The 24888-nt window shown below is 71.4% G+C and carries 23 protein-coding genes; 19 read left to right on the top strand and 4 right to left on the bottom strand.

The genetic code is table 11. The annotated features are described in order from the left end of the window. Positions 1-108: 108 nt before the first annotated feature. From OTB16_RS15400 to OTB16_RS15385, 4 genes are read left to right on the top strand one after another with little or no spacing between them, the layout of a single operon-like run. The gene (locus tag OTB16_RS15400) at positions 109-951 is read left to right on the top strand and encodes a nitrilase-related carbon-nitrogen hydrolase (RefSeq protein ID WP_267720720.1); all 843 of its coding nucleotides are present in this window, start codon (positions 109-111) and stop codon (positions 949-951) included. After that, positions 948-2243 (top strand): aspartate aminotransferase family protein, encoded by a 1296-nt coding sequence (locus OTB16_RS15395; RefSeq protein ID WP_267720719.1) that lies wholly within the window; start codon positions 948-950, stop codon positions 2241-2243. The genes OTB16_RS15400 and OTB16_RS15395 overlap by 4 nt, the downstream gene beginning before the upstream one ends. Positions 2244-2252: 9 nt before the next feature. Further along, positions 2253-3653, top strand: coding sequence for a dihydropyrimidinase (hydA, locus tag OTB16_RS15390; RefSeq protein WP_267720718.1), 1401 nt, complete (start codon positions 2253-2255; stop codon positions 3651-3653). Positions 3654-3666: 13 nt separating this feature from the next. Next, positions 3667-4665, top strand: coding sequence for a TIGR03842 family LLM class F420-dependent oxidoreductase (locus OTB16_RS15385; protein ID WP_267720717.1), 999 nt, complete (start codon positions 3667-3669; stop codon positions 4663-4665). 53 nt (positions 4666-4718) lie between these two features. Here OTB16_RS15385 and OTB16_RS15380 read toward each other — a convergent pair whose 3' ends face one another. From OTB16_RS15380 to OTB16_RS15365, 4 genes are all read right to left on the bottom strand, one after another. Next, on the bottom strand, positions 4719-5930 hold the full coding sequence (locus OTB16_RS15380) for a PucR-like N-terminal domain-containing protein (protein ID WP_267720716.1): 1212 nt from the start codon (positions 5928-5930) through the stop codon (positions 4719-4721). Between the two features lie 210 nt (positions 5931-6140). Next, the gene (locus OTB16_RS15375) at positions 6141-7085 is read right to left on the bottom strand and encodes a hypothetical protein (protein WP_267720715.1); all 945 of its coding nucleotides are present in this window, start codon (positions 7083-7085) and stop codon (positions 6141-6143) included. Between the two features lie 158 nt (positions 7086-7243). Next, the gene (locus OTB16_RS15370; RefSeq protein ID WP_267720714.1) at positions 7244-8869 is read right to left on the bottom strand and encodes a DUF6801 domain-containing protein; all 1626 of its coding nucleotides are present in this window, start codon (positions 8867-8869) and stop codon (positions 7244-7246) included. Positions 8870-9073: 204 nt separating this feature from the next. Then, entirely contained in the window at positions 9074-9709 is a 636-nt protein-coding gene (locus OTB16_RS15365; RefSeq protein WP_267720712.1) for a hypothetical protein, read from the bottom strand. A 736-nt stretch (positions 9710-10445) separates the two neighbouring features. On the opposite strand from OTB16_RS15365, the gene OTB16_RS15360 reads away from it, so the two are divergent. The 15 genes from OTB16_RS15360 (at position 10446) to OTB16_RS15290 (ending at position 24783) form a co-directional block, all read left to right on the top strand. Next, entirely contained in the window at positions 10446-11456 is a 1011-nt protein-coding gene (locus OTB16_RS15360; RefSeq protein ID WP_267720711.1) for an ABC transporter ATP-binding protein, read from the top strand. Next, positions 11453-12217: an MlaE family ABC transporter permease gene (locus tag OTB16_RS15355; protein WP_267720710.1), complete on the top strand. Its 765-nt coding sequence runs from the start codon at positions 11453-11455 to the stop codon at positions 12215-12217. Before OTB16_RS15360 ends, OTB16_RS15355 begins: the two co-directional genes overlap by 4 nt. Positions 12218-12222: 5 nt before the next feature. Continuing rightward, positions 12223-13029, top strand: coding sequence for an MlaE family ABC transporter permease (locus tag OTB16_RS15350; RefSeq protein WP_267720709.1), 807 nt, complete (start codon positions 12223-12225; stop codon positions 13027-13029). Between the two features lie 2 nt (positions 13030-13031). Continuing rightward, complete coding sequence (locus tag OTB16_RS15345; RefSeq protein WP_267720708.1) at positions 13032-14285, top strand: MCE family protein; 1254 nt, start codon at positions 13032-13034, stop codon at positions 14283-14285. Continuing rightward, positions 14282-15337, top strand: coding sequence for an MCE family protein (locus OTB16_RS15340; protein WP_267720707.1), 1056 nt, complete (start codon positions 14282-14284; stop codon positions 15335-15337). Before OTB16_RS15345 ends, OTB16_RS15340 begins: the two co-directional genes overlap by 4 nt. Next, complete coding sequence (locus tag OTB16_RS15335; RefSeq protein WP_267720706.1) at positions 15334-16383, top strand: MCE family protein; 1050 nt, start codon at positions 15334-15336, stop codon at positions 16381-16383. Before OTB16_RS15340 ends, OTB16_RS15335 begins: the two co-directional genes overlap by 4 nt. Further along, positions 16380-17408, top strand: coding sequence for an MCE family protein (locus OTB16_RS15330; protein ID WP_420717702.1), 1029 nt, complete (start codon positions 16380-16382; stop codon positions 17406-17408). Before OTB16_RS15335 ends, OTB16_RS15330 begins: the two co-directional genes overlap by 4 nt. Further along, entirely contained in the window at positions 17405-18712 is a 1308-nt protein-coding gene (locus OTB16_RS15325) for an MCE family protein (RefSeq protein WP_420717701.1), read from the top strand. Before OTB16_RS15330 ends, OTB16_RS15325 begins: the two co-directional genes overlap by 4 nt. Next, positions 18709-19986: an MCE family protein gene (locus OTB16_RS15320; protein WP_267720705.1), complete on the top strand. Its 1278-nt coding sequence runs from the start codon at positions 18709-18711 to the stop codon at positions 19984-19986. The genes OTB16_RS15325 and OTB16_RS15320 overlap by 4 nt, the downstream gene beginning before the upstream one ends. After that, a complete protein-coding gene (locus OTB16_RS15315; protein ID WP_267720704.1) occupies positions 19983-20525 on the top strand; it encodes a hypothetical protein in 543 nt (180 codons plus the stop codon). The genes OTB16_RS15320 and OTB16_RS15315 overlap by 4 nt, the downstream gene beginning before the upstream one ends. A gap of 131 nt (positions 20526-20656) precedes the next feature. After that, the gene (locus OTB16_RS15310; RefSeq protein ID WP_420717705.1) at positions 20657-21319 is read left to right on the top strand and encodes a hypothetical protein; all 663 of its coding nucleotides are present in this window, start codon (positions 20657-20659) and stop codon (positions 21317-21319) included. A 27-nt stretch (positions 21320-21346) separates the two neighbouring features. Then, a complete protein-coding gene (locus OTB16_RS15305) occupies positions 21347-21889 on the top strand; it encodes a hypothetical protein (RefSeq protein WP_267720702.1) in 543 nt (180 codons plus the stop codon). Between the two features lie 48 nt (positions 21890-21937). After that, complete coding sequence (locus OTB16_RS15300; RefSeq protein WP_267720701.1) at positions 21938-22768, top strand: hypothetical protein; 831 nt, start codon at positions 21938-21940, stop codon at positions 22766-22768. 132 nt (positions 22769-22900) lie between these two features. After that, the gene (locus OTB16_RS15295; protein ID WP_267720700.1) at positions 22901-24088 is read left to right on the top strand and encodes a sensor histidine kinase; all 1188 of its coding nucleotides are present in this window, start codon (positions 22901-22903) and stop codon (positions 24086-24088) included. Continuing rightward, a complete protein-coding gene (locus tag OTB16_RS15290; protein ID WP_267720699.1) occupies positions 24085-24783 on the top strand; it encodes a response regulator in 699 nt (232 codons plus the stop codon). The genes OTB16_RS15295 and OTB16_RS15290 overlap by 4 nt, the downstream gene beginning before the upstream one ends. Positions 24784-24888 lie beyond the last annotated feature (105 nt).

Raw genomic sequence — 24888 nt, 5'->3', positions numbered from 1 at the left:
CTCTTGCCCCACGCTGTGACGCGGCCTACGTTCTACTCCCTACGTACTCCGTCTACGTGCGTAGAGCCGTGGAAGTCGACGTCGGTTCCCCGTCGCGAGGAGCAGCTCATGGCCCAAGTCGTCCGCGCCGCACTGGTCCAGGCCACCTGGACCGGAGACACCGAGTCGATGATCGCCAAACACGAGGCGCACGCCCGCCGGGCCGCGGCCCAGGGCGCGAAGATCATCGGTTTCCAGGAAGTCTTCAACGCCCCCTACTTCTGCCAGGTCCAGGAACCCGAGCACTACCGCTGGGCGGAGGCCGTCCCCGACGGCCCCACCGTCCGCCGCATGCAGGACCTCGCCCGCGAGACCGGCATGGTGATCGTGGTCCCGGTCTTCGAGCTCGAGTCCGAGGGCTTCTACTACAACACCGCCGCCGTCATCGACGCCGACGGCAGCTACCTCGGCAAGTACCGCAAGCACCACATCCCCCAGGTCAAGGGATTCTGGGAGAAGTACTACTTCCGGCCGGGCAACCTCGGCTGGCCCGTCTTCGACACGGCCGTCGGCCGGGTCGGGGTCTACATCTGCTACGACCGCCACTTCCCCGAGGGATGGCGCGCGCTGGGCCTGGCCGGAGCCCAGCTGGTCTTCAACCCGTCGGCCACCTCGCGCGGCCTGTCCGCGTACCTGTGGCAGCTGGAACAGCCCGCCTCCGCCGTCGCCAACGAGTACTTCATCGCCGCGATCAACCGCGTCGGCCAGGAGGAGTACGGCGACAACGACTTCTACGGGACCAGCTACTTCGTCGACCCGCGCGGCCAGTTCGTCGGCGAGCCCGCCAGCGACAAGGAGGAGGAACTCCTCGTCCGCGACCTCGACTTCGGCCTCATCGAAGAGGTCCGCACCCAGTGGGCGTTCTACCGCGACCGCCGCCCCGACGCCTACGGAGGGCTCGTACAGCCGTGACCAACCCGATCCCCCTGCACAGCCGCCACCGCACCGTCCTGCCCGACTGGCTCGCGCTCTACTACGACCGTCCCATCGAGCTCACCCACGGCGAGGGCCGCCACGTCTGGGACGCCGACGGCAACCGCTACCTCGACTTCTTCGGCGGCATCCTCACCACGATGACCGCCCACGCCCTGCCCGAGGTCACCAAGGCCGTCGCCGAGCAGGCCGGGAGGATCATCCACTCCTCCACCCTCTACCTCAACCGGCCGATGATCGAGCTGGCCGAGCGCATCACCGCGCTGTCCGGCATCCCCGACGCCCGGGTCTTCTTCACCACCTCGGGCACCGAGGCCAACGACACCGCCCTGCTGCTCGCCAGCACGTACCGCCGCTCCAACCAGATCCTGGCGATGCGCAACAGCTACCACGGCCGGTCGTTCTCCACCGTCTCCATCACCGGCAACCGCGGCTGGTCCCCGACCAGCCTCTCGCCGCTCCAGACGTACTACGTCCACGGCGCCGTCCGCACCCGCGGCCCCTTCGCGGCCCTTCCTGACGCCGAGTTCACCGCCGCCGCCGTCGCCGACCTGGAAGACGTACTGGGCCAGGCGCGCGGGGGAGTGGCCGCGCTCATCGCCGAGCCGATCCAGGGCGTCGGCGGGTTCACCTCGCCGCCCGACGGCCTCTACGGTGCCTTCCGCGAGGTCCTCGACCGGCACGGCATCCTCTGGATCAGCGACGAGGTGCAGACCGGCTGGGGGCGTACGGGCGACCACTTCTGGGGCTGGCAGGCCCACGCCCAGAACGGACCGCCGGACATCCTCACCTTCGCCAAGGGCATCGGCAACGGCATGTCCATCGGCGGTGTCGTCGCGCGCGCCGAGGTGATGAACTGCCTCGACTCCAACTCCATCTCCACCTTCGGCGGTTCCCCGGTCACCATGGCGGCCGGCGTCGCGAACCTCGCGTACCTCCAGGAGCACGACCTCCAGGGCAACGCCCGCCGCGTCGGCGGCCTGCTCCTGGAACGGCTGCGCGCCATCGCCGCGGCCGCGCCCGCCGTACGGGAGGTCCGCGGCCGGGGCCTGATGGCCGGCCTGGAGCTGACGAGGCCCGGCACCGACGAGGCCGACCCGCAAGCGGCCGCCGCCGTCCTGGAGGCCGCCCGCGAACGCGGCCTGCTGCTCGGCAAGGGGGGCGGGTACAACACGAGCGTCCTGCGCATCGCGCCGCCGCTCTCCCTCACCGTCGCCGAGGCGGAAGAGGGCGCGGACATCCTCGAACAGGCCTTGCGCAGCGTCCAGTAAGGGAACCCCATGAGCATCCGCACTCTCATCCGCGGCGGCCTGGTCGTCACCGCCGCCGACGAACTGCACGCCGACGTCCTCATCGAGGACGGCCGCGTCGCGGCCCTGGCCGCGCACGCCTCGGCGGCCGCCGGGGCGTGGACCGCCGACCGCGTGATCGACGCGAGCGGGAAGTACGTCATTCCGGGCGGCGTCGACGCGCACACCCACATGGAGCTCCCCTTCGGCGGCACCGCGGCCTCGGACACCTTCGAGACCGGCACCAGGGCCGCCGCCTGGGGCGGCACCACCACCATCGTGGACTTCGCCGTGCAGACCCCGGGCCACGCCCTGCGCGAGGGCCTCGACACCTGGTACGCCAAGGCGGACGGCAACTGCGCGATCGACTACGCCTTCCACATGATCCTCTCGGACGTCAACGAGGGCACCCTGAAGGAGATGGACCACCTCGTCGGCGAGGGCGTCACCTCCTTCAAACTGTTCATGGCCTACCCCGGCGTCTTCTACAGCGACGACGGGCAGATCCTGCGGGCCATGCAGCGCGGCGCCTCCAACGGCGGGCTGATCATGATGCACGCCGAGAACGGCATCGCGATCGACGTGCTCGTCGAACAGGCCCTGGCCCGTGGCGAGACCGACCCCCGCCACCACGGCGAGGTCCGCAGGGTGCTCCTCGAAGCCGAGGCCACCCACCGCGCCATCCAGCTCGCGCGCGTCGCCGGCGCCCCGCTGTACGTGGTCCACGTCTCGGCGGAGGAAGCGGTGGCCGAGCTGGCCCTGGCCCGGGACAAAGGCCTGCCGGTCTTCGGCGAGACCTGTCCGCAGTACCTGTTCCTGTCCACGGACAACCTGGAGGAGCCGGACTTCCAGGGCGCCAAGTACGTCTGCTCCACGCCGCTGCGTCCGCGCGAGCATCAGGCGGCGCTGTGGCGGGGGCTGCGGACGAACGACCTCCAGGTGGTCTCCACCGACCACTGCCCGTTCTGCTTCCGCGGCCAGAAGGAACTGGGCCGGGGGGACTTCTCGAAGATCCCCAACGGGCTGCCGGGGGTGGAGAACCGCATGGACCTCCTCCATCAGGCGGTCCTGGACGGGCACATCAGCCGCCGCCGCTGGATCGAGATCGCGTGCGCGAGCCCGGCCCGGATGTTCGGCCTCTATCCGCAGAAGGGCACGATCGCGCCGGGTTCCGACGCCGACATCGTCCTCTACGATCCGCACGCCGAGCAGGTCATCTCCGCCGAGACGCACCACATGAACGTGGACTACTCGGCGTACGAGGGCAGGCGGATCACGGGACGCGTCGACACGGTCCTCTCGCGGGGTGAGATCGTCATCGACCAGCGCGAGTACACGGGCCGGGCCGGCCACGGGGCCTTCGTCCACCGCTCCACCTGCCAGTACCTGTAAGGAGAGTCCCCGCATGGACTTCGGCCTCGTCCTCCAGACCGACCCACCGGCCTCCCAGGTCGTCAGCCTCATGAAGCGGGCCGAGCGCAACGGCTTCCGCTACGGCTGGACCTTCGACTCGGCGGTCCTGTGGCAGGAACCGTTCGTCATCTACAGCCAGATCCTCGCCAACACGCAGAAGCTGCGCGTCGGCCCGATGGTCACCAACCCGGGCACCCGCACCTGGGAGGTGACCGCTTCCACCTTCGCCACCCTCAACGACATGTACGGCAACCGCACGGTCTGCGGGATCGGCCGCGGCGACTCCGCGATGCGGGTGGCCGGCCGGGCGCCCAACACCCTGGCCCGCCTGGGCGAGGCCATCGACGTCATCCGCGACCTCGCCGAGGGCCGCGAAGCCGAGGTCGACGGCAATGCCATTCGGATCCCCTGGATCAAGGACGGAAAGCTCCCGATCTGGATGGCGGCGTACGGGCCGAAGGCCCTCGCCCTCGCCGGGCAGAAGGCCGACGGATTCATCCTCCAACTCGCCGACCCCTACCTCACCGAGTGGATGATCAAGTCCGTCCGAGAGGCGGCCGTGGCGGCCGGACGGGATCCGGCGGAGATCACCATCTGCGTGGCGGCGCCCGCGTACGTGGGCGCCGACCTCGCGCACGCCCGCGACCAGTGCCGCTGGTTCGGCGGGATGGTCGGCAACCACGTCGCCGACCTGGTCTCCCGGTACGGGGAGCACTCCTCAATGGTTCCGGAAGAGCTGACCGAGTACGTCAAGTCCCGCCAGGGCTACGACTACAGCCACCACGGCCGCGCCGGGAACCCGTCCGCCGACTTCGTCCCCGACGAGATCGTCGACCGGTTCTGCCTGCTCGGCCCCGCCGAAGCCCACATCGAGAAGCTCCGGGCCCTGCGCGACCTCGGCGTCGACCAGTTCGCCGTCTACGACATGCACGACGCCCGGGAAGCGACCATCGACGCGTACGGCTCCCACATCATCCCGTTGCTCAGCTGACCTGCGCGTGGCGCGGGGCCGGCCGGGAGGTCGGCCCCGCACTGCGGGCCGGGTCATTCCGCGTAGTCGTTGCCCTGGAGATGGAGCGAGCGCAGGGCGGCCTCCAGTGCGAAGCGGTGGTCCGGGTCCGTGATGCGGTCGCCCAGGCGGGCGTCCAGGTTGCGCAGGCGGTAGCGGACGGTCTGCGCGTGGACGCCGAGCACCTCGCCGACCTGTTCGGCGGGGGCCCGTGTGGCGATGTGGACGCGCAGCGTCTCGACCAGGCGGCCGCGCCGGGAGCCGCCCAGCCCGCTGAGCGGGGCCAGTTCGCGGGCCGCGATGTGCGTGACCAGTGCGGGGTCGGACAGGAGCCACAAGGTGGTCAGATGGTCTTCGCAGTGCACGACCGGGCCGTCGGGCACGATCCCGTCCTCGATGAGCTGCAGCACCTTCCTGGCCCACCGGATGGAGTCGGCGGCCTGCGGCGGTGGCACGGTCAGGCCGATGACGGCCGGGGCGCCCGCGAGGGCGGATTCGAGCATCGCCAGGCGCTGGGGGGTGAGCGGCCCGGGGATCAGCAGGTGCGGCTGCGGGATGCCGAGGTCGGCGAGGACATCCCGGTCGAGGCAGGCCCGTACGTGGTCGGGGGCCGGGGCGCGCAGGGCCACCAGCGTGCACTGCGCCGGGAGTTCCCAGGACGCCTGCTCGCACAGCTCGGCGATGGTCGCCTGCGGCAGGGGCGACCCGACCAGGATGAGATGGAGCAGTTTCCGGCGTAACGCCGATAACTCGGAGGGCGCACGTTCCTGAACCTCCGCGTACCCCTCGCGCGCGACTGCCTCCAACTCGTCTACGTAGGCGAAGAGCGCGTCCGCGAAGGCGAGGATCAGTGAGGGGGACAGGTTGTACTGGCGGCCCATGGTCTTGGCCCGGCGCAACGCGATGCGTGCGCCGAGCCGGTAGGCACCCTGGAGGGTGTCGAGGTCACGGCCCTCGTAGGCCTCCACCCGGCCGAACTTGCGCAGCAGTTCGTCGCGCAGGACCGAACTCGTGCCGGGGTCGGCGACGCGGTCCACGAACGTGGCAAGTGCCTGCTCCACACCCTGCCGGATGGCGTCCGCGTTGGGGCCGTTGAGGAGACGGGCGTACACCGGATAGGCGCGCTGGACCTCGACTCGTATCTCTTTGATGAGCCCCGGGACCTCGGGCCTCATCAAGGCCGCGAACTCCTTGGGGAGCGGGTCGAGCGGTTCGCCGAGGTCCAGTGGTTCTGGCATCGAGGGCATGACTGATCCCTTGCTCTCCTGCGCGCCCGGTGGGGGGCGGCGTGACAGCGCCCTGCTGGCTGGAGGGCGCTGCGCGACCGTCAGGTACGTACCTGTGTGAGGTGCTGACGCTAGGTCAAGTCAGCTGTGCTGTACACCGTTTGAGCAGGAGATGCCCAGGAGGGCGGGTGGAGTCCGGCGAGTCGGCCGGGAATCGCCGTTCGCTGACCGTTAGTTGACTGCCGAGTGCCAGTTCCGGGCGAGCTGCTTGCCCGCGTCGGGGGCGATCGTGCCGGGGGCGAAGAGCCCGCCCAGGTAGGTCTGGGTGTTGTTCAGGGTCAGGTTGTTCTTGCCCGCCGCGGACGGCAGTCCGGTCTTGAGGTTGACCGCCGCGTCGATCAGGCCGAAGAGCCCCAGCCCGCAGCCGCTGGCGCCGGGGACGGCGAAGGACGTGTCGCTCTGGGTGGAGCCGAGAAGGTTGAGGCGGCTCATCTCGCCCTCCTCGTTCGCGCTGCCGTCACCGTCGAACCGCTCCACGGCGAACGACGGGTAGTTCAGGTTCTTCGGCTTCAGGACGATCGGGTTGCTCTTCGTGCCGATGTAGCAGTTGCTGCCCAGGAACGGGTTCTCCAGGCGGATGCGGACCGGGATGTTCACGATCGTCTGGTCGGTGACGACGCCCGCTATCTGGTCGAAGTCATACGGGGTGCCCACCGACTCCAGGGTCGCGGTGATCTTGTTGAGCTTGGCGTCCGAGAGCTGCTTGCAGATGGCGGTGATGCCCGGGATGTTGCTCGGGCACATCAGCCCGAGGAGACCGCCGGGCACCGTCGCCGAGGCGGCGGTGATCGCGCCGGAGGCGGGCGCGACGACCGTGCTGCTGCCGTCGGAGTTCTGGACGACGCCCATCTGGAGGTTGCTGTTACCGGTGATGACCGTCGTGTTGCCGAGCTTGATGGACCCGCTGGCGGCGTAGGAGACGACGCACTGCGGTGCCTTGTCCAGACCGTCCGCCCCGAGCATCGTCGGCGAGTCGACGGGACAGCGGGTGAACGGACCCCACGCCCCGTTGAGGGCCGGCGTGGCGGCGGTCGCCGTACCGAGGGAGGCGAACGCGCCGAACGCGGTCAGCGCCGAGACGGTGGCGAGCCGGGTACGTGCGGAGGCGAGTGGCATGGAGGTGCCTTTCGAAGACGGGGGACGTTCGGGTCTCTGGTGCGGGGGTGCGGGGGTGCGGGGGTGCGGGGGTGCGGTGTGCCGGTGTGCGGTCCGGAGGTGCCGGGGTGCGGTCCGGAGGTGCCGGGGTGCGCCCGGCGTCTGGGCAGGGGTGCGGATCAGCGCTCCGGGGCGGGGACCACGTACGGCTGGCGGTCCTCGGTGCACTGGCCCTCGGTGGGTACCTCGACGCCCACCGCGCAGGTCTGCCCCTGGATCTGCTTGACGTAGTTGCCGGGGCCCGAGATGGACGCGGTCAGCAGCCGGTCGAGGTCCTCACCGCCCGCGCCGCAGCCGGTGAAGGGCGGGATGGTCACCTCGCCCGTCAGTGGCCCGCCGGAGGTCAGGACGTAACCGGTGGCGTCCGTACCGTTGATGAGCTGCCCCTTCCCGAGCATCACGAGGTGCGGGCCCGGGTACGTGTCCGGATCGGGCTCGGGGGAGCTGAGCGGGGTTTCCGAACGGCACGACGGGCCGACGTCCAGAGGCGTGCCGTTGACCTTGACGTCCAGTACGCGCAGGACCAGCGGAGCGCGCACGTACGTCTCCGCGATGTTGTCCGGGAAGACGAGCAGGACGTCCGACGCGACGGTCATGGGCCCCGCCTGCTCCAGGATCATGGTCGCGGTCGTCGGGGTGAAACCGAAGGTCAGGAAGGTGGACTGGAACGGCGGGGTCTGCTTGCGGCCCTGGTAGTCGAGATAGGCCTCCGACTTCTGGAGCAGGTGGATGCTCCCGTCCGGAGGGAAGGCGATGTCCGGGTCGCCCTGCTCGATCTGCACGCACGACACCGGGATCAGGGAGGCGCCGCCCAGTTTGCGGACGTTGGAGTAGCCCGTGATGAACGCGTTGAGCGACTTGTCGGTCGGGTTCTGCTTGACGCAGGGCGGAGCCGGCGGTCTGGCGGCCGGCGCGCCGGCGCGGGCGTCGCCGACCTTCGGAGCCTTGTCCTTGTCCTTGGCCCCGCCCGCCCGTTCGGGGGGCGTCCCGGGCGCCGTCGACTCCTTCGGGGTTCCGGGGGCCGTCGGGGACGCCGGATCGGTCGGGCGCCCGGACGCCGGGGCGGTGGGGGCCGACGGGGAGGGTGAACCGCTCGGGGCTGGCGTGGAGGGGGCCGGACCGACCGGCACGGTGGCCAGCAGGCCGTGGCCGTCCGCGTCCTTCGCCAGGGTGCAGGCGAGGGAGAGGGACGCGGGAGTGGCGGGCGCTCCGTCGGCCGTACCGAGGGCGAGGTCGATGCCGAGGTCCGCGGCCGTGAAGGTGAGGTCGCCGTCGGCGGCCGCCGTTACGGCCGGGGCGTCGCCGGTGGTGGTGAGGGTCAGCGGGCCCGCGGCGGGAACGGCGACGGGCGGGGCTCCGGCGGTGCCGCGCCAGAGGGCCTGCGCCGAGGCCCCGCGCTGGGCGACTTGGAGCGTCAGCCTGGTCTCGGGCAGCACCGTGGCGGCCTTGAGGGCCGTGAGGTCGGCGACGGCCGCGGCCGGGAGCTCGACCGTCGTGGTCACCCCGGTGGGAAGGATCCTCTCGCCGGCCGTGGCCCGGCCGGGGAAGGTGGCCGTCACCCGAACCGCGGCGCGCTGGTGCCCCGAGGGCAGCGCGCAGTCGTAGTTCAGCTTCGCGGTGATCTCCTGGGAGCCCACCGCGGCGGCCGCCGACGGGATCAGGGGGGCGAGCGCCGCGAGGGCGGCGAGCGCCGCACCGCGCGCGCGGACGCGGCGTGTCTCCGGGACGGGAGGGTGGCCTCTCATCGCTTGCTCCGCTCGGGCATCGTGCGGGGCGCCGACGGCCGGCGCGGCCGGTCGGCGTGTCTGGTCGGCGTATCTGTTCCGGTGTCGAGGGCCGGCGTCCAGGGTCGGCGCCGAGAGCCGGCGTCGAGGGTCGGCGAACGCCCGGCCGGTTTCACCGGCCGGGCGCACGGACCCGGGGGAGTGCCGGTGGCACTCCCGCACGCCTTACGGGTTGGAGCCGACGATGGTCGGGATGATCGCGGTGCCGGTCTTCTTGACGAGGTAGGCGCCGGTGAAGATCGGCTTGGCGCCGACCGGGACGGCGCTGCCGCAGTTGGTCGACGAGACGACGGTGAGCTGACCGGAGGTGCTGGCGACCGCGAGCTTGCCCGTCGAGTTGGTATACGTGGCGGCCGCCTTGCCCGTCACGCGGAAGACGCAGGCACCGACGGTGACCTTGGCGTCGACGTTGCCGATGTAGCCCTTGGTGACGCCGGTCGAGGCGGTGTAGTCCTGGGCCACCACGGTCCACGGGGTGGTCGGAACGGTGGTCACGTTGCCCAGGACGCTCGTGCAGGGCGAGCCGCTGGCACCGAAGTTGATGGCGCTGATCGAGCCGACGGTGGCCGGGTTGCCGGTGGCGCTGGCCATCGAGCCGGAGGCGCCCGACGTCGTACACGTCATGGCGATGCCGTTGACGCTGAGGACGATGTTCCCGCTGTTCGTCGCCGTGTAGGTCGACGGGGACGGGTTGACGGTCCACGTGGTGGACGGCACGGCCGATGCCGTGCCCACGGTCAGGGTGAACGCGGCGGCGGCGGCACCGGTGACGACGGCGAGGTTTCTGATGGTCTTCTTCATGGCTCTGGGACTCTCCTTGGGGATTGACCGGCAGAGGTGGGCCGCAGCTGTGCGATGGGGGAGACACAGCGGACCCGCGGCTCGGTGTTCCTCGGCCGCGACGCTGACGTTACTTGCGGGAAACTTGGCTGAACAATGGCGCAGTTCAAGATTCTTTGAAGAGCCGGAATTACCTGTTCGCCCGGTGAGCGGTACTCGCCGCCGCCTTAGCCTCCGGGTGCGCAATGTCGACAAATTCAATCAATCACGCACCGCGCTGCCACCTTTTCCGCCGGGTGGGGCGTGTGAATCTCGATATGAAGAGGAAGTGCTCTCCGCCGTGACAAGCGACGGTGCGCATGTGTAATCCGCGTGACAAGGAATGCGGGGGCGCGTGCGGCGTGGGGAAAAACTCCGACCCGCGTATTGCCGTCGGATGTTACCCAGCCGTAGCGTTCCGGGTGCGACGCTCGACCCCTGGTTGGCGGCCCCTGACGGCAGAAGTCCTGTCCGATGGTCTCGGCCCGGCCTCCCACCGGGACCGGCACCCTTCGGCAAGGCCCCGCGGATCCGGCTCACGGCCCCGTGAGGCCCCGGCCCTGTCTCTCCGGAGACAAGTGGCGCACCCGGATTTGTCCGCGCGGTGACAAATTCCGGGGCGCCGGGCCGAATTGATGTCACGCCTATTGTCCCGATGATCGTGAACGACCTAACGTGCGGCCTGCGAAGCGCACGCGACACGCCTGCTGGAGGTGATATGGGAATCGAGGTGGCTGTTGAGGGTCTGACCATGTCCTTCGGCAAGCAGAACATCTGGCAGGACGTGACCTTGACCTTGCCCGCGGGTGAAGTCAGCGTCATGCTCGGTCCTTCCGGTACCGGGAAGACGGTGTTCCTCAAATCGCTCATCGGTCTGCTGAAACCGGAACGGGGACGCGTCCTCGTGGCGGGAGTCGACATGGTGAACAGCCCGGAGCGCGACATATACGAGGCCCGCAAACTCTTCGGCCTCATGTTCCAGGACGGAGCGCTCTTCGGATCCATGTCCCTCTTCGACAACATCGCCTTCCCGCTGCGCGAGCACACGCGGAAGAAGGAGTCGGAGATCCGCCGGATCGTCATGGAGCGCATCGACGTCGTCGGGCTCGTCGGCTCCGAGGGCAAGCTCCCCGGCGAGATCAGCGGCGGCATGCGCAAACGGGCGGGACTGGCCCGCGCGCTCGTGCTCGACCCGCAGATCGTGCTGTGCGACGAGCCGGACTCCGGACTCGACCCCGTCCGCACCGCCAACCTCTCGCAGCTGCTGATCGACCTCAACGCACAGATCGACGCGACGATGCTCATCGTCACCCACAACCTCGACATCGCCGCCACCGTCCCCGACAACATGGGGATGCTCTTCCGGCGCAACCTCGTCACCTTCGGCCCGCGCGAGGTGCTGCTCACCAGTGACGAGCCGGTCGTGGCGCAGTTCCTCGCGGGACGGCGCGAAGGCCCCATCGGGATGTCCGAGGAGAAGGACGCGGCCACGCTCGCGGCCGAGGCCGCCGTCCCCGCCGCCGCACCCGCCGCGCCCCGGGTCATCGTTCCGCAACTGGAGCCCTCACCCGGACTGCCGCGGCGCCAGGCGGCCCTGCGGCGCCGCGAGCGCGTCCTCGGCATGCTCGACACCCTGCCGCCCGCCGCCCGCGCCGCCATCGAGGACACCTACGCGCGCGGGGCACAGGCGCCCACCCTGCGGCTGCCGGCCACCGGGAGCGGTTCGTGATCACGGGCGGGCTGCGCCATACCGGCCGCCTCTTCGCCCTCGCGGCAGAGGTGGGCCGATCCATCTTCAGACGGCCCTTCCAGTTCCGGGAGTTCGTCGAGCAGTTCTGGTTCATCGCCAGCATCACGATCCTGCCGGCCGCGCTCGTCTCCATTCCGTTCGGCGCGGTGATCGCCCTCCAGGTCGGCTCGCTCACCCAGCAGCTCGGCGCGCAGTCGTTCACGGGGGGCGCCAGCGTCCTCGCCATCATCCAGCAGGCGAGCCCGCTCATCGTCGCCCTGCTCATCGCCGGCGCCGGCGGCTCCGCCATCTGCGCGGACCTCGGCTCCCGCAAGATCCGCGAGGAGCTCGACGCGATGGAGGTCATGGGCGTCTCGCCCGTCCAACGCCTCGTCGTGCCGCGGGTGCTGGCGACCATGGGCGTGGCCGTGCTCCTCAACGGCCTGGTGTCCGTCGTCGGGACCCTCGGCGGCTACTTCTTCAACGTCATCCTCCAGGGCGGCACCCCGGGCGCCTACCTGTCCAGCTTCTCCGCCCTCGCACAGCTCCCCGACCTGTACATCAGCGAGTTCAAGGCCCTCGTCTTCGGGTTCATCGCGGGCATCGTCGCCGCCTACCGCGGACTCAACCCGCGCGGTGGCCCCAAGGGGGTCGGCGACGCCGTCAACCAGTCCGTCGTGATCACGTTCATGCTGCTGTTCTTCGTGAACATGGTGCTGACGGCCGTCTACCTGAACATCGTCCCGCCGAAGGGAGGCTGACGCCGATGGCCTCCCCGTTCGTCTGGCTCGACCGGTCCGGCGACCAGTTCCTGTTCTACGTCAGGGCGCTGGCCTGGATCCCGCGCACGCTGCGCCGCTACCTCAAGGAGGTCCAACGGCTTCTCGCCGAGGTGGCCTTCGGTTCCGGCGGGCTCGGTGTGATCGGCGGCACCATCGGCGTGATGATCGCGATGACGCTGTTCACCGGCACGGTCGTCGGCCTCCAGGGGTACGCGGCGCTCGACCAGATCGGCACCGCCGCGTTCACCGGGTTCATCTCCGCGTACTTCAACACGCGGGAGATCGCCCCCCTGGTCGCCGGGCTCGCCCTCTCCGCGACCGTCGGCGCAGGCTTCACCGCCCAGCTCGGCGCGATGCGGATCAACGAGGAAGTGGACGCCCTCGAAGGCATGGGCATCCGCTCCATCCCGTACCTGGTCACCACCCGCATCATCGCGGGCGTCGTCGCGATCATCCCGCTCTACGCGATCGGCCTGCTCTCGTCGTACCTCGCCTCCCGGTACGTGACCGTCCTGTTCAACGGCCAGTCCCAGGGAACGTACGACCACTACTTCAACCTGTTCCTCTCCCCGACGGACGTCGTGCTCTCCGTCCTCAAGGTGTTCATCTTCAGCGTCATGGTGATCCTCGCCCACTGCTACTACGGCTTCCGCGCCTCCGGCGGCCCCGCCGGCGTCGGCGTCGCCGTGGGCCGCTCCGTGCGCAACGCCATCGTGATCATCAGTGTCACCGACTTCTTCCTGTCGCTGGCCCTGTGGGGCGCGACCACGACCGTGAAGGTGGCGGGGTGAGAATGAGCAGCCCACGGAGTAAGACCCTGAGCCGCCGGTTCGCCGGAATCGTCTTCCTGCTGGTCCCCGTCCTCCTCGTCTGGCTGGCGATCGCGGTCTACGACAAGCAGTTCACCGACAGTGCCCCGATCACCGTCGAGACGGGCAGCGTCGGCAACGAGATGCACCCGGGCGCCGAGGTCAAACTGCGCGGCGTCGTCATCGGAGAAGTCCGCTCCATCGAGGCCACCGGCACGGGAGCCCGGCTCACCCTCGCGATGGACCCCGGCACCCTCGGCCGGGTCCCCTCCGACGTACGCGCCCAGATGCTGCCGACGACCCTGTTCGGCGAACGGTTCGTGGCGCTCGTCCCGCCGCCGGCGCCCTCCCCGGAGCCGATCGGCGCCGGGGCCGTCATCCCGGAGGACCGCTCCAGCAACGCCGTGGAACTCCAACAGGTGCTCGACAACGTCCTGCCCATGCTCACCGCCGTCCAGCCCCAGAAGCTCTCCGCCACCCTGTCCGCCGTGTCCCGGGCCCTCGAAGGGCGCGGAGACACGCTCGGCGCCACGCTCGCCCAACTCGACGCACACCTGGCGAAGTTCAACCCGGAGCTGCCCGCGCTCAACCGCGACCTCCAGCAACTCGTGAAGGTCAGCAACCTGTACGCGGACGCGGCCCCGGACATCATCACGGCGCTCACCGACTTCACCACCACCAGCGGCACCCTCGCCGAGAAGGAGGGCGAACTGGCCGCCACCCTCGGGGCCACCACCCGCACCGCCCAGGACGTCACCGCCTTCCTGCGCCAGAACAAGGACACCATCATCCGGCTCAGCGCCGCCGGCCGCCCCACCCTGGAACTGCTCGCCGAGTACTCCTCGTCCTTCCCCTGCACCCTGCGCACCCTCGCCGAGTTCGTGCCGGCCATGGACAAGGCGCTCGGCAAGGGCACCGACCAGCCCGGCCTGCACGTCAACGTGGTCACCGTGCCCTCGCGCGGCGCGTACGCACCCAGCCGCGACACCCCCTCCTACACCGCGGGCGGCGGTCCGCGCTGCTACCCCGTGCCCTACCTCGGCATCCCGGCCGCACCCGCCGCGCGGGCCACGGCGGCAGCCGAGCAGAACCTCGGACCCGCCAACTCCCCGCAGGAGAACGACTTCCTGAACGAGCTCCTCGCTCCCGCCGCCGAGAAGCGGGCCGGTGACCTGCCCGACTGGAGCAGCCTGCTGGCCGGACCCGCCTACCGAGGCACGGAGGTGATCCTCAAGTGACGAACGACCTCGCACACACCCGACGGCGGCCCCTCACCGGCCCGCTGGTCAAGTCCCTCATCTTCGTCCTGGTGACCGCCCTCGCCACGACCGTGCTCGCGCTCAGCATCGCCAACACCGGCGTGGGCTCGGACACCCGCTCGTACAAGGCGCTGTTCACCGACGCCACCGGGCTCATCGACGGCGACAGCGTGCGGATCTCCGGAGTGAAGGTCGGGGAGGTGACCGGCGTCCGTGTCGTCGACCGGCGCACCGCCCAGGTCACCTTCCGCATCCGCGACGACCGTACGCTCCCCGGCTCGGTGACCGCCGCCGTGAAATACCTCAACATGGTCGGGCAGCGCTACATCGCCCTCGACCGGGGCAGCGGCGATGTCGGCGCCGCCCTGCGGCCCGGTGCCACCATCCCGCTGGACCGCACCACACCCGCGCTCGACATGACGCTGCTCTTCAACGGGTTCAAGCCGCTCTTCGAAGGCCTGTCGCCCGGTGACGTCAACGATCTCGCCGGCTCGCTCATCCAGGTCCTCCAGGGCGAGGGCGGCACGGTCGACAGCCTCATCCGGCACATCGGCTCGCTCACGCACACGGTCGCCGCCAAGGACAAGGTGATCGGCCAGGTCGTCACCAACCTCAACACCGTCCTGGACACGCTCAACAGCCGTGAGGCCGCCTTCGGCGACCTCGTCGTCACCCTCCAGAAGCTCGTCACGGGCTTCAACGACGACCGCGAACCCCTCGGTGAGGCCGTCCAGGCGATGGGCGACCTCACCACCGCGACCGCGGGACTCCTCCAGGACGGGCGCGTCCCCCTGAAGCAGAGCATCGGCGAACTGGGCCGTCTCTCGAACACCCTCGGCGACCACACGCCGCAGATCGAGGACTTCCTCAACAGGACACCAGCCAAGATGGCCGCCCTGGCCCGTCTGTCCTCGTACGGATCGTGGTTCAACCTCTACCTCTGCGAGGCCCGCGTGAGCGGTGTGAGCACCTCCGACGGCTCCGAACCGCCGACCGGCATCGTCGTCACCGAATCGAGGTGCAGAGGATGAGCCGCCCGCCCCGGTTCACTCCCGTCAGGGCCCGCAACCCCGTCGCGTCGGCCGCCGTCGGACTCGTCGTGCTCGCCCTGATCGCCGTCCTCGCCTACAACGCGGACCGCCTGCCGTTCGTCGGCACGGGCACCACCTACAGCGCCGACTTCACCGAGGCCGCCGGTCTCGGCACCGGCGACGAGGTGCGCATCGCCGGGGTCAAAGTCGGCTCGGTCACCGGCGTAGCCCTCGACGGGCCCAAGGTGAAGGTGACGTTCGAGGTCGGTGACGCCTGGATCGGCGACCGCTCCACCGCCGCCATCGCGATCAAGACCCTGCTCGGCGACAAGTACCTGGCCCTCGACCCGCTGGGCGCCGGACGCCAGGACCCCCGCAGCCGTATCCCGCTGGCGCGCACCACATCCCCGTACGACGTGACGCAGGCCTTCCAGGACCTGAGCGGCACCGTCGACGCCATCGACACCAAGAAGCTCGCCGAGAGCTTCGAAACGATCTCCGACACCTTCAAGAACTCGCCGCCGAACGTGCGCAGCGCCGCCACCGGCCTGTCCGAACTGTCCAAGTCCGTCTCCAGCCGTGACGCCCAGCTCACCCGGCTCCTCCAGGGGAGCCGGACGTTCACCAAGACCCTGGAGGGCAAGAAGTCCAGCTTCGAGACCCTGCTGGAGGACGGCGGTTCGCTGCTCGGCGAACTCAGGCAACGGCGCGACGCCATCCGAGCCCTGCTGAAGGGCAGCCGGGACCTGGGCACGCAGCTCAGCGGCATCGTCGACGACAACGACCGGCAGCTCGGACCCACCCTGAAGGCGCTGAGCCGCGTCACCAAGGTGCTGGAGGAGAACAGCAGCCAGCTCGACAGGACCCTCGCCCTCGTCGGCCCGTACTACCGGCTCGTCGGCAACACCCTCGGCAGCGGTCACTGGTTCGACAGCTACCTGTGCGGAGTCGTGCCCCGGAACTACCTGCCCGAGGCGTCGCAGCCCAAGACCGGATGCCAACCGCCGCAGCAGACACCGGCGGCCGCGAAGGGGAGCGGTGAATGATGACCACACCCAGAAGGCCCCTCGCCATCGGGCTCGCCCTCGTGGTGCTCGCGGCCGTCGGACTCGTCGGCGTACGCCTCCTCGGCTCCGACGGCACCCGTGTCACCGCCTACTTCGACCGCGCCGTCGGCGTCTACGCCGGATCGGACCTGAGGATCCTCGGGGTGCGGGTCGGCGAGGTCGAGTCAGTGGAGCCCGAGGGCACCCGGGTACGCGTCCGCCTCCGCGTCGACGACGGCGTCCGCGTCGCGGCCGACGCACGGGCCGTCATCGTCGCGCCGAGCATCGTCGCGGACCGGTACGTCCAGCTGACCCCGGCATACAGTACGGGCCCGGCGCTCGCCGACGGAGCCCGGCTCGCGGCGTCCCGCAACCGCACCCCCGTCGAGATCGACCAGCTGTACGCCTCGATCACCGACCTCGGCAAGGCCCTCGGCCCCGACGGCGCCAACGCGACCGGCGCCCTGTCCGGGCTGCTCGACACCGGGGCCGAGAACCTCAAGGACAACGGTGACGCGATCGGCACGTCCATCCGGGAGTTCGGCAAGGCCGCCAAGACCCTCGACGGCAGCAGCGACGACCTGTTCGCGACCCTCGGCCAGCTCCAGACGTTCACCACGATGCTGAAGGACAACGACGGCGACGTCCGCACCGCCCAGGAGCGCCTCGACGACGTGGTGACCTTCTTCGCCGCCAACAAGGACGACCTCGCGGGCGCCCTCGCCGAACTCGGCAAGGCCCTGGCCCAGGTGAAGACCTTCATCCAGAACAACCGCGCCGAGCTGAAGCAGAACGTCGACCGGCTCGTCCCCCTCACCCAGGCCCTCGTCGACCAGCGGGCCTCCCTCGCCGAGGCCCTGGACGTGGCCCCGCTCGCGGCGGCCAACGTGGTGGGCGCGTACAACGAGGACACCCGCACCCTCGACGGCCGGGCCAACCTCAACGAGATCAGCATGGGCGGACCGCTGCTCCCGCTGCCCGTGACCGGCGGCTCCTCGGCCACCAGCGGGAAGGGGGACCGGTGAAGCGCCGCAGCCCCTTCCCCGGCAAGGGCACCGGGGCCCGGGCCGGCGGCATCGTCGCCTTGGGCGCGGTCGTCGTGCTCACCGTGACGGTGCTGCCCGGACTGCCGCGCTTCGACGGCATAGAGAGCCTGCCGCTGCCCGGCGGCGCGGACCTCGGCTCCCACCCGTACACGGTCACCGCCGAACTGACCGACGTCCTCAGCCTCGTCCCGCAGTCCGCGGTCAAGGTCAACGACGTCGCCGTCGGCCGCGTCACCGAGATCCGCCTCGGGACCGGCAGCTGGACGGCGCGCGTCACCATGAAGATCAACGGCGACATCCGGCTGCCCGCCGACGCGGGCGCCCGCCTGCAGCAGTCCAGCCTGCTCGGCGAGAAGTTCATCGAACTCACCGCCCCCACCGAGGACACGGGCGGTGCGCGCCTCACCGACGGCAGTACGATCCCGCTCTCCCGCACCAGCCGCAACACCGAGGTCGAGGAGGTCTTCGGCGCCCTGTCCCTGCTGCTCAACGGCGGCGGGGTCAACCAGCTGAAGACCATCTCCAAGGAGCTGAACGCGGCCCTCGGCGGACGCGAACCCGAGGTCCGCTCCATGCTGGAGCGGGTCAACACCCTCGTCACCGACCTCGACGCCCACCGGGAGGACATCACGCGGGCGCTCGACGGCGTCAACCGGCTCTCCGCCACCCTGGCCGGGCGCAAGGAGGACGTGGGCAAGGTCCTCACCAACCTCGCGCCCGGCCTCAAGGCCCTGGAGGAGCAGAGGGGTTCGCTCCTCACCATGCTGCGTGCCCTCGACACGCTGTCCGACGTCACCGTCTCCACCGTGCACGCGAGCAAGGACGACATGGTCGCCGACCTCAAGGCCCTGGCGCCGACCCTGAAGGCCCTCGCCGACGCCGGCACCGACCTGCCCGACTCCCTCCAGGCGCTGCTGACGTACCCCTTCACCGACGAGGTGATGCGGGGCGTCAAGGGCGACTACCTCAACACCTACCTGTACATCGCCGCCGTACCCGGCACGCAGGTCATTCCGCCGCTCGTCCCGCAGTCCACACCCACCCCGCCTTCCGATCCGGGCACCCCTCCGGCCGATCCGGACACCCCGCCTGCCGATCCGGACGTCCCTCCGGCCGATCCGGACACCACCTTCGGCAGGGGCACCTCCGGGAGCGGGCCGGCGAAGCCGACGTCACCGCTGCCGCTGCCGCCCGTTCACAGCGCCACCCCGGCCGGGCCGTCCGCCACTCCGGGCGCGACGGGCACCGCGACCGGAGCCGAAGCCGGAGGGAAGACCCCGTGATCACCCTCGCCGTACGGCTGAAGAACCTCGCGTTCCTCGTCATCGCCGTCCTCGTCCTCGGCTTCCTCGGCATCCGCTACGCCGACCTGGGCCGCCACGTCGGTGTCGCCGACCACTACACCGTCAACGTTCACCTCTCCCGCACCGGTGGCCTGTTCCCCCACTCGGACGTCACCTACCGGGGGGTCTCCGTGGGCCGCGTCGGTGCCATCGACCTCACCGCCGACGGAGTCGTGGCCCGGCTGCGCATCAAGAAGTCGGCCGCCCGCGTCCCCGCCGACGCGAAGGCCGTCGTCGCCGGACTGTCCGCCGTCGGCGAGCAGTACATCGACCTGCGGCCCGAGAGCGACCAGGGCCCCTACCTCGCGGAGGGGGCCCATATCGACCAAGCCGACACCGAGGTCCCCGCACCCGTCACCGACCTTCTGACCAGCATGAACGACCTCACGCGGTCCGTTCCGCTCGACTCGCTGCGCACGGTCGTCGACGAACTGGGCAAGGCGTTCGAGGGGCACGGCGACGACCTCCAGGCCCTGATCGACAGCGGCAGCGCGTTCGTCCAGGCAGCCGACCGCTCCCTGCCCGCGACCACCCGCCTCATCAAGGACGGCGAGGTCGTCCTGCGCACCCAGGCCGAAGAGGGGCAGGCCATCCGTGACTTCGCCACCGGCGCGCGCGACCTCGCCGGCACCCTCAAGGGCTCCGACAGCGACGTGCGCCGCCTCCTCGCCGTCACCCCGGACGCGGCCACGCAGGTCAGCGGCCTCCTGCGCGACCTCGATCCCAGCCTCGGCGTGGTCCTCGCCAACCTGCTCACCACCTCGGAGATCGCCGTCACCCGGCAGCGCGGCATGGAGGAGCTCCTCGTGAAGTTCCCCGCGGCCGTCTCCGCGGGCGCCACCACCGTCGACGGAGGACGGATGAACCTCGGCATGGCCGTCACCTTCTTCAAGCCCCTTCCCTGCACCTCCGGCTACGGCGGTACGCGCTACCGCAACGGCCTCGACCTCGGTACCGCGCCCGCCCTGAACACCGGAGCGTCCTGCACCAGTCCCGCCTCGTCCGGGACGAACGTGCGCGGCTCCGCGAACGCCCCGAAGGGCGGGGCCGTCCCCGCCCCGGCCCGGCCCGGCTCCCTGCCCTCGGGCAGCGCCGGCTCCGCCGCCGCGCCGGCCGCGCCCGCCCTGCCCGGGGCGCTCGGCCTGCCGGCCCAGGACGGCGGGCCCACCGACCTGGCCGGGCTGCTCGGCCTCGCAGCCGGGAGCGGCCGATGAGGCGGGCGCGCGTCCTCGCGGGCGCGGGACTGGCGGTGGCGCTCGCCTTCTGCGGGACCGGCGCCTGGACGTACGCACAGGCCCGTACCGACGACGCTCTCGCCTTCAGCCGCGAGCGGGACGACGCCCTCGCCCAGGGCCGCGACCACCTCGCGGTGCTCAACACCCTCGACGCGTCCACGCGCGAGCACGCGGAGACCGGGATCAAGGCGTGGCGCGACGCCTCCACCGGGCCGCTGCACACCGAACTGAGCGCCACCCGGGCGGCGACGGGGGCCTCGGCGCGCGCCACCGTCACCGAGGCGGCTGTCACCGCGCTGGACGTCCGGGCCGGTACGGCGAAGCTCATCGCGACCGTGCGCGTCGACGTCACGCCCCAGGGCGCCTCGAAGACGACGAGCGACCGCAAGCGGCTCGAGGCCGTACTGGAGCGCACGGGCGACGACACGTGGAAGGTCAGGGCGCTGAGCGCCGTCCCGGTGGCGGGCGCGGGCGCCGCCGGTTCCGGGACCGCCACCGGGGGGAGCGAGGCGAGGTGACGCGGGTGCCGGGGAAGGCTACGGAGGAGCATGCGGAGAGCGGGGCACCGCCGGCCGCGCAGGGGACGGTCGCACAGGACACGGCCGGTGGTGGTCCGGAGGCGGCGGGCGAGGCCGCCGGTGGTCCGGAGGTGCCGGGCGAGGCCGCCGGTGGTCCGGAGGCGGCGGGCGAGGCCGCCGGTGGTCCGGAGGTGCCGGGCGAGGCCGCCGGTGGTCCGGAGGCCGCGGACGGGGCCGGTGGTGGTTCCGACGGCCATGGCGCCCCGGACGGCCGGGGCTCCGGCTCCCGCTTCGGCGGCCGGTGGCACGCGGCCGCCTTCGCGGCAGCCGTCGCCGTGCTGCTCCTGGGCGGGAGCGCCTTCTTCTACGGCGCGCACCAGCTGCGCTCCACCCCGTCCGCGCAGAACCGTGCCCTCACCGACACCGTGGCCACCGAGCGGGTGAGCGGCGAGGTCGGCGACGGCCTGGCCAGGATCTTCTCGTACACCCCCACCGGCGCCGACGCCACCGCGCGGTCGGCGCGGACGGTGCTCGGGGGGCGGGCCGCCCGGCAGTACGACGACCTGTTCGCCCAGCTCCGCACGAACCTGGAGACACAGAAGATCACCCTGAACACGCAGGCCGTCCGCACCGGGGTGATCGAACTGGACGGGGACACCGCACGGCTGCTGGTGCTCCTCGACCAGACCTCGCGGCGGGACGAGGGCGCCGGCACCTCGGCCGCGGCCCAGCTGACCGTCACGGCCCGGTTCCAGGAGAACCGTTGGCGGATCGTCGACATCAAGGCCCGCTGAGAGATGAGCGGGAGACGGGACCACCCCATGAAACTCGCGGTCCGCGCCCTCGCGGGCACCCGGCCGATCCTGGCCGCCGCCCTCGCGCTCACCCTGGTCGCGGGCGGCTTCGCCGCCTGGACCGGCCTGGGTTGGTACGAGGCGAGCCACGACGAGTCCGCCGCGTACGCCGTCCAGCGCGACCGGGCGCTCGCGGCCGCGGAACAGGCCGTGCAGAACCTCAACACCCTCGACCACACCAAGGTGGACCAGGGCCTCGACCTGTGGGAGTCGTCCACGACCGGTGACCTGCACAACCAACTGGTGCAGGGGAGGAGCGAGTTCGCGGATCAGGTCAAGGCCGCGAAGACGGTGACGACGGCCCGGGTACTGTCCGGCGCCGTCACCGAACTGGACGACCGCGCGGGCCGGGCCAGGGTGCTGGTCGCCCTGCGGATCACGGTGAAGGCGGCCGACGACAAGAGCAGCGAGAAGGACAGCCGCATGCTCGGTGAACTGACCCGCACCGGGACTCACTGGAAGCTCAGCGCGCTGGGTCAGGCGCCCGTGGGTGGCACGGCGTCCGGCTGACCGGCCGCCGCATCGATCGAGCCACCCGCATCCGAGAGGACACGCACGATGTCGACGACCCGCCACCTCCTCAACCGCCAGCGCCGCCGCCAGGCCGTCGGCAGCCAGCCGGTCCCCGCGGCGCGCGCCTCCGGGGACACGGGAACGGAGGAGGCCCCCGGCAGCGCGTCCCGCCCCCCTGCGGGCAGCCCGCGCGCGCCCGCGTCACCGCGGACACGGACACGGACACGGACACGGACACGGGCGGGGGAGGCGGAAGGCGCGCGGAAGGCCGCCGGCTCGAAGCGGAACGAGCCGCCGGAGCGCGACGAAGGGGCCGGTGCGGCCGGCACGCGCCGGGGCGGCGGGAAGCACCTCGCCCCCCTCCTGATCCTCTGCGCCCTCACCGTCGTCCTCGGGGCCTTCGCCGGCTTCGCCCAGAGCCGGGCCGCGGCGCTGCGGGACGATCCGGTACGCGGCAACACCGCGCTCACCGACCTCGCCCGCACCAGCGAGATCAAGGGCCAGGCCGCCAAGGCCGTGGCCTCGCTCTTCTCGTACGACCACGCGAAACCGGCCGCCTTCGAGAGCGCGTCGAAGACCTCGCTCACCGGCAAGGCCGTCACCCAGCACCGTGCGCTCTTCGGCGACGTCCTCGCCCAGGCCGGGAAGCAGAAGACGGTGATCACCACGACGGTCACGGACAGCGCGGTCGAGCGCATCGACGGTGACCGGGCGCGCGTCCTGATCTACGCGGACCAGAGCAGCGTGGGCACGGCGGGGACCGAGAAGCAGACCCCCCAGGACCAAGGCGTCTACGCCGGCGCGATGCTCGCCCTCGACCTCGTCGCACGCGACGGCCGCTGGCTAGTGGAGGGCATCGACACCTTCGGCCGCTGAGCCGGGTCGCGTGGTCCACGGCGGGGGCGGGGCCCCGGGGCCAACCTCCGCGCCAGGACGCCGGTCTCTCCAACCCTGGTGTGAGAACGGGAGGTGGAGGCACGCCCGAACCGGCGCGGATACGCTGCGGCGATGCGCATCCGCCCCTCGTACACGGACGTCCTGACGGCCGCCGCGCAGACCGGCGTGGCCGTGCTGCTGGGCCGGGAGGCCGTCCAGCAGGGCTGGCCCGCGCTCGACCTCGCGGGATTCCTGCTGGTGGGGCTCGTCAACGCGCCGGGCGCCGTCCGCACGAAGGCGCCCCTCGCGGTCTGCCTGTTCGTACTGGCGGCGTGGTGCGTGTACGTCACCGCCGGCTACTGGCCCGTGGTCAACTCCTTCGGCCCCATGCTCGCCGTGTACACGGTGGCCGCGCTCCGCCCCGTGCGGACCTCACTGGCGTGCGCCGCCCTCATGAGCGCCGTGTGGATCTACGCCGGCCTGCTCGGGCACGGGCCCGGCGGCGGCTCGATGGCCGCCGTGCTCGCCCAGGCCGTCGTCTTCCCCGCGGTGCTGTGGCGGTTCGGGCTCATCGCGCGCCGGTCGGCCGCCCTGGCCCGGCAGCTGCGCCGGGAGCAGGACGAACGGGCCCGGCGGGAGGTCGCCGAGGAACGCGGCCGGATCGCCCGCGAACTGCACGACATCGTGGCCCACCACATGTCCGTCATCTCGGTGCAGGCGGGGCTGGCGGGCTTCGTCTTCACCTCCGCGCCCGCCACCGCGCGCGCCGCCCTGGACACCATCCAGGACACCAGCGCCGAAGCGCTCGACGAACTGCGCCGCATGCTGCACCTGTTGCGGGCCGGGGACCACGACGACGGGGCGGACGGCGCCGAGCCCGGCGGCCGGGACGCGCCGATGCCGGGACTGTCCCGGCTGGGGGAGATGGCCGAGCGGGTCCGGGCCGCCGGGGTGCCGGTCGAGCTGCGCGTCACGGGCGAACCGCGGCCGCTGGCCCCCGGGGTGGAGCTGTGCGCGTACCGCGTGGTCCAGGAGGCGCTGACCAACGTGCTCAAACACGCCCGGCACGCCCGCGTGAGCGTCGCCCTCGACTACCGGCCCGCGCACATAGCCGTCGCCGTGACCGACGACGGCGAGGTGGCGGATCCGGCCAAAATCGCACAGGGGAGCGGACACGGGTTGATCGGCATGCGCGAGCGGGCCAAGCTCTACGGAGGAACGATCAGCATCGGGCCCCGCAGCGAGGGAGGGTACGCCGTGTGCCTCACCCTGCCGACCTCCGCGCGGACCGTACCGCGGGCGGACGACCTCCCGGCATGACCGCAGGCACACCGCTCAAGGTGCTCGTGGCCGACGACCAGTTCCTCATCCGGGCCGGCCTCGTGGGTCTCCTGGAGGCCGCCCCCGGGCTGGAGGTGGCAGGGCAGGCCGCCGACGGCGCCGAAGCGGTCGAACTCGCCCTGCGCCTGAGGCCGGACGTCATCCTGATGGACATCCGGATGCCCGGCACGGACGGCATCACGGCCACCGAGCTGATCCTCGCCCGGGCCCCGCGGCCCGCGCCGCGCGTACTGATCCTGACCACCTTCGACCTCGACGAGTACGTGTACCGCGCGCTGAGGGCCGGCGCCTCGGGGTTCCTGCTCAAGGACTCGGGGCCGCAGCGGTTGCTCGCCGCGATAGCCGCGGTGGGCAACGGCGACGCGCTGTTCGCGCCGACGGTCACCCGGCGGCTCGTGGAGGCGTTCGCGATGCGGGGAGCCGGCCGGGAGGGCCTCGCGGAACGGGTCGGCGCCGCCGCGCTGGAGGCGCTCACCGGCCGGGAGACCGAGGTGCTGGAGCTGGTCGGCCGGGGGCTGGCGAACGCGGAGATCGCCTGGAGGCTTTTCATCAGCGAGGCGACGGTCAAGAGCCACCTCAACCGCACGATGAGCAAGCTGAGTCTGGAGAGCCGCGCGCAGGCGGTGGTGGCGGCCTACGAGAGCGGCCTGGTGGTACCGGGCGGCCACACCTGAGCCCCGGGCGCCTCCGGCCGGCCACACCTGAGCTCCGGGCGCCCCGTACGAGCCTCGGGCGCCTCGTACGAGGTCCAGGCGCCCCGTACGGGGTCCGGGCGCATC

It is taken from the genome of Streptomyces antarcticus (genome assembly GCF_026627255.1).
Taxonomy (GTDB): domain Bacteria; phylum Actinomycetota; class Actinomycetes; order Streptomycetales; family Streptomycetaceae; genus Streptomyces; species Streptomyces antarcticus.
This window is presented reverse-complemented; position numbering and strand designations above follow the sequence as displayed.

Bases quoted from the DNA above. Each gene is read 5' to 3' on its own strand.
- OTB16_RS15400 (WP_267720720.1), top strand. From the start codon at position 109: ATGGCCCAAGTCGTCCGCGCCGCACTGGTCCAGGCCACCTGGACCGGA.
- hydA (WP_267720718.1), top strand. From the start codon at position 2,253: ATGAGCATCCGCACTCTCATCCGCGGCGGCCTGGTCGTCACCGCCGCC.
- OTB16_RS15385 (WP_267720717.1), top strand. From the start codon at position 3,667: ATGGACTTCGGCCTCGTCCTCCAGACCGACCCACCGGCCTCCCAGGTC.
- OTB16_RS15380 (WP_267720716.1), bottom strand. From the start codon at position 5,930: ATGCCCTCGATGCCAGAACCACTGGACCTCGGCGAACCGCTCGACCCG.
- OTB16_RS15375 (WP_267720715.1), bottom strand. From the start codon at position 7,085: ATGCCACTCGCCTCCGCACGTACCCGGCTCGCCACCGTCTCGGCGCTG.
- OTB16_RS15370 (WP_267720714.1), bottom strand. From the start codon at position 8,869: ATGAGAGGCCACCCTCCCGTCCCGGAGACACGCCGCGTCCGCGCGCGC.
- OTB16_RS15365 (WP_267720712.1), bottom strand. From the start codon at position 9,709: ATGAAGAAGACCATCAGAAACCTCGCCGTCGTCACCGGTGCCGCCGCC.
- OTB16_RS15360 (WP_267720711.1), top strand. From the start codon at position 10,446: ATGGGAATCGAGGTGGCTGTTGAGGGTCTGACCATGTCCTTCGGCAAG.
- OTB16_RS15350 (WP_267720709.1), top strand. From the start codon at position 12,223: ATGGCCTCCCCGTTCGTCTGGCTCGACCGGTCCGGCGACCAGTTCCTG.
- OTB16_RS15345 (WP_267720708.1), top strand. From the start codon at position 13,032: ATGAGCAGCCCACGGAGTAAGACCCTGAGCCGCCGGTTCGCCGGAATC.
- OTB16_RS15335 (WP_267720706.1), top strand. From the start codon at position 15,334: ATGAGCCGCCCGCCCCGGTTCACTCCCGTCAGGGCCCGCAACCCCGTC.
- OTB16_RS15330 (WP_420717702.1), top strand. From the start codon at position 16,380: ATGATGACCACACCCAGAAGGCCCCTCGCCATCGGGCTCGCCCTCGTG.
- OTB16_RS15315 (WP_267720704.1), top strand. From the start codon at position 19,983: ATGAGGCGGGCGCGCGTCCTCGCGGGCGCGGGACTGGCGGTGGCGCTC.
- OTB16_RS15305 (WP_267720702.1), top strand. From the start codon at position 21,347: ATGAAACTCGCGGTCCGCGCCCTCGCGGGCACCCGGCCGATCCTGGCC.
- OTB16_RS15300 (WP_267720701.1), top strand. From the start codon at position 21,938: ATGTCGACGACCCGCCACCTCCTCAACCGCCAGCGCCGCCGCCAGGCC.
- OTB16_RS15295 (WP_267720700.1), top strand. From the start codon at position 22,901: ATGCGCATCCGCCCCTCGTACACGGACGTCCTGACGGCCGCCGCGCAG.
- OTB16_RS15290 (WP_267720699.1), top strand. From the start codon at position 24,085: ATGACCGCAGGCACACCGCTCAAGGTGCTCGTGGCCGACGACCAGTTC.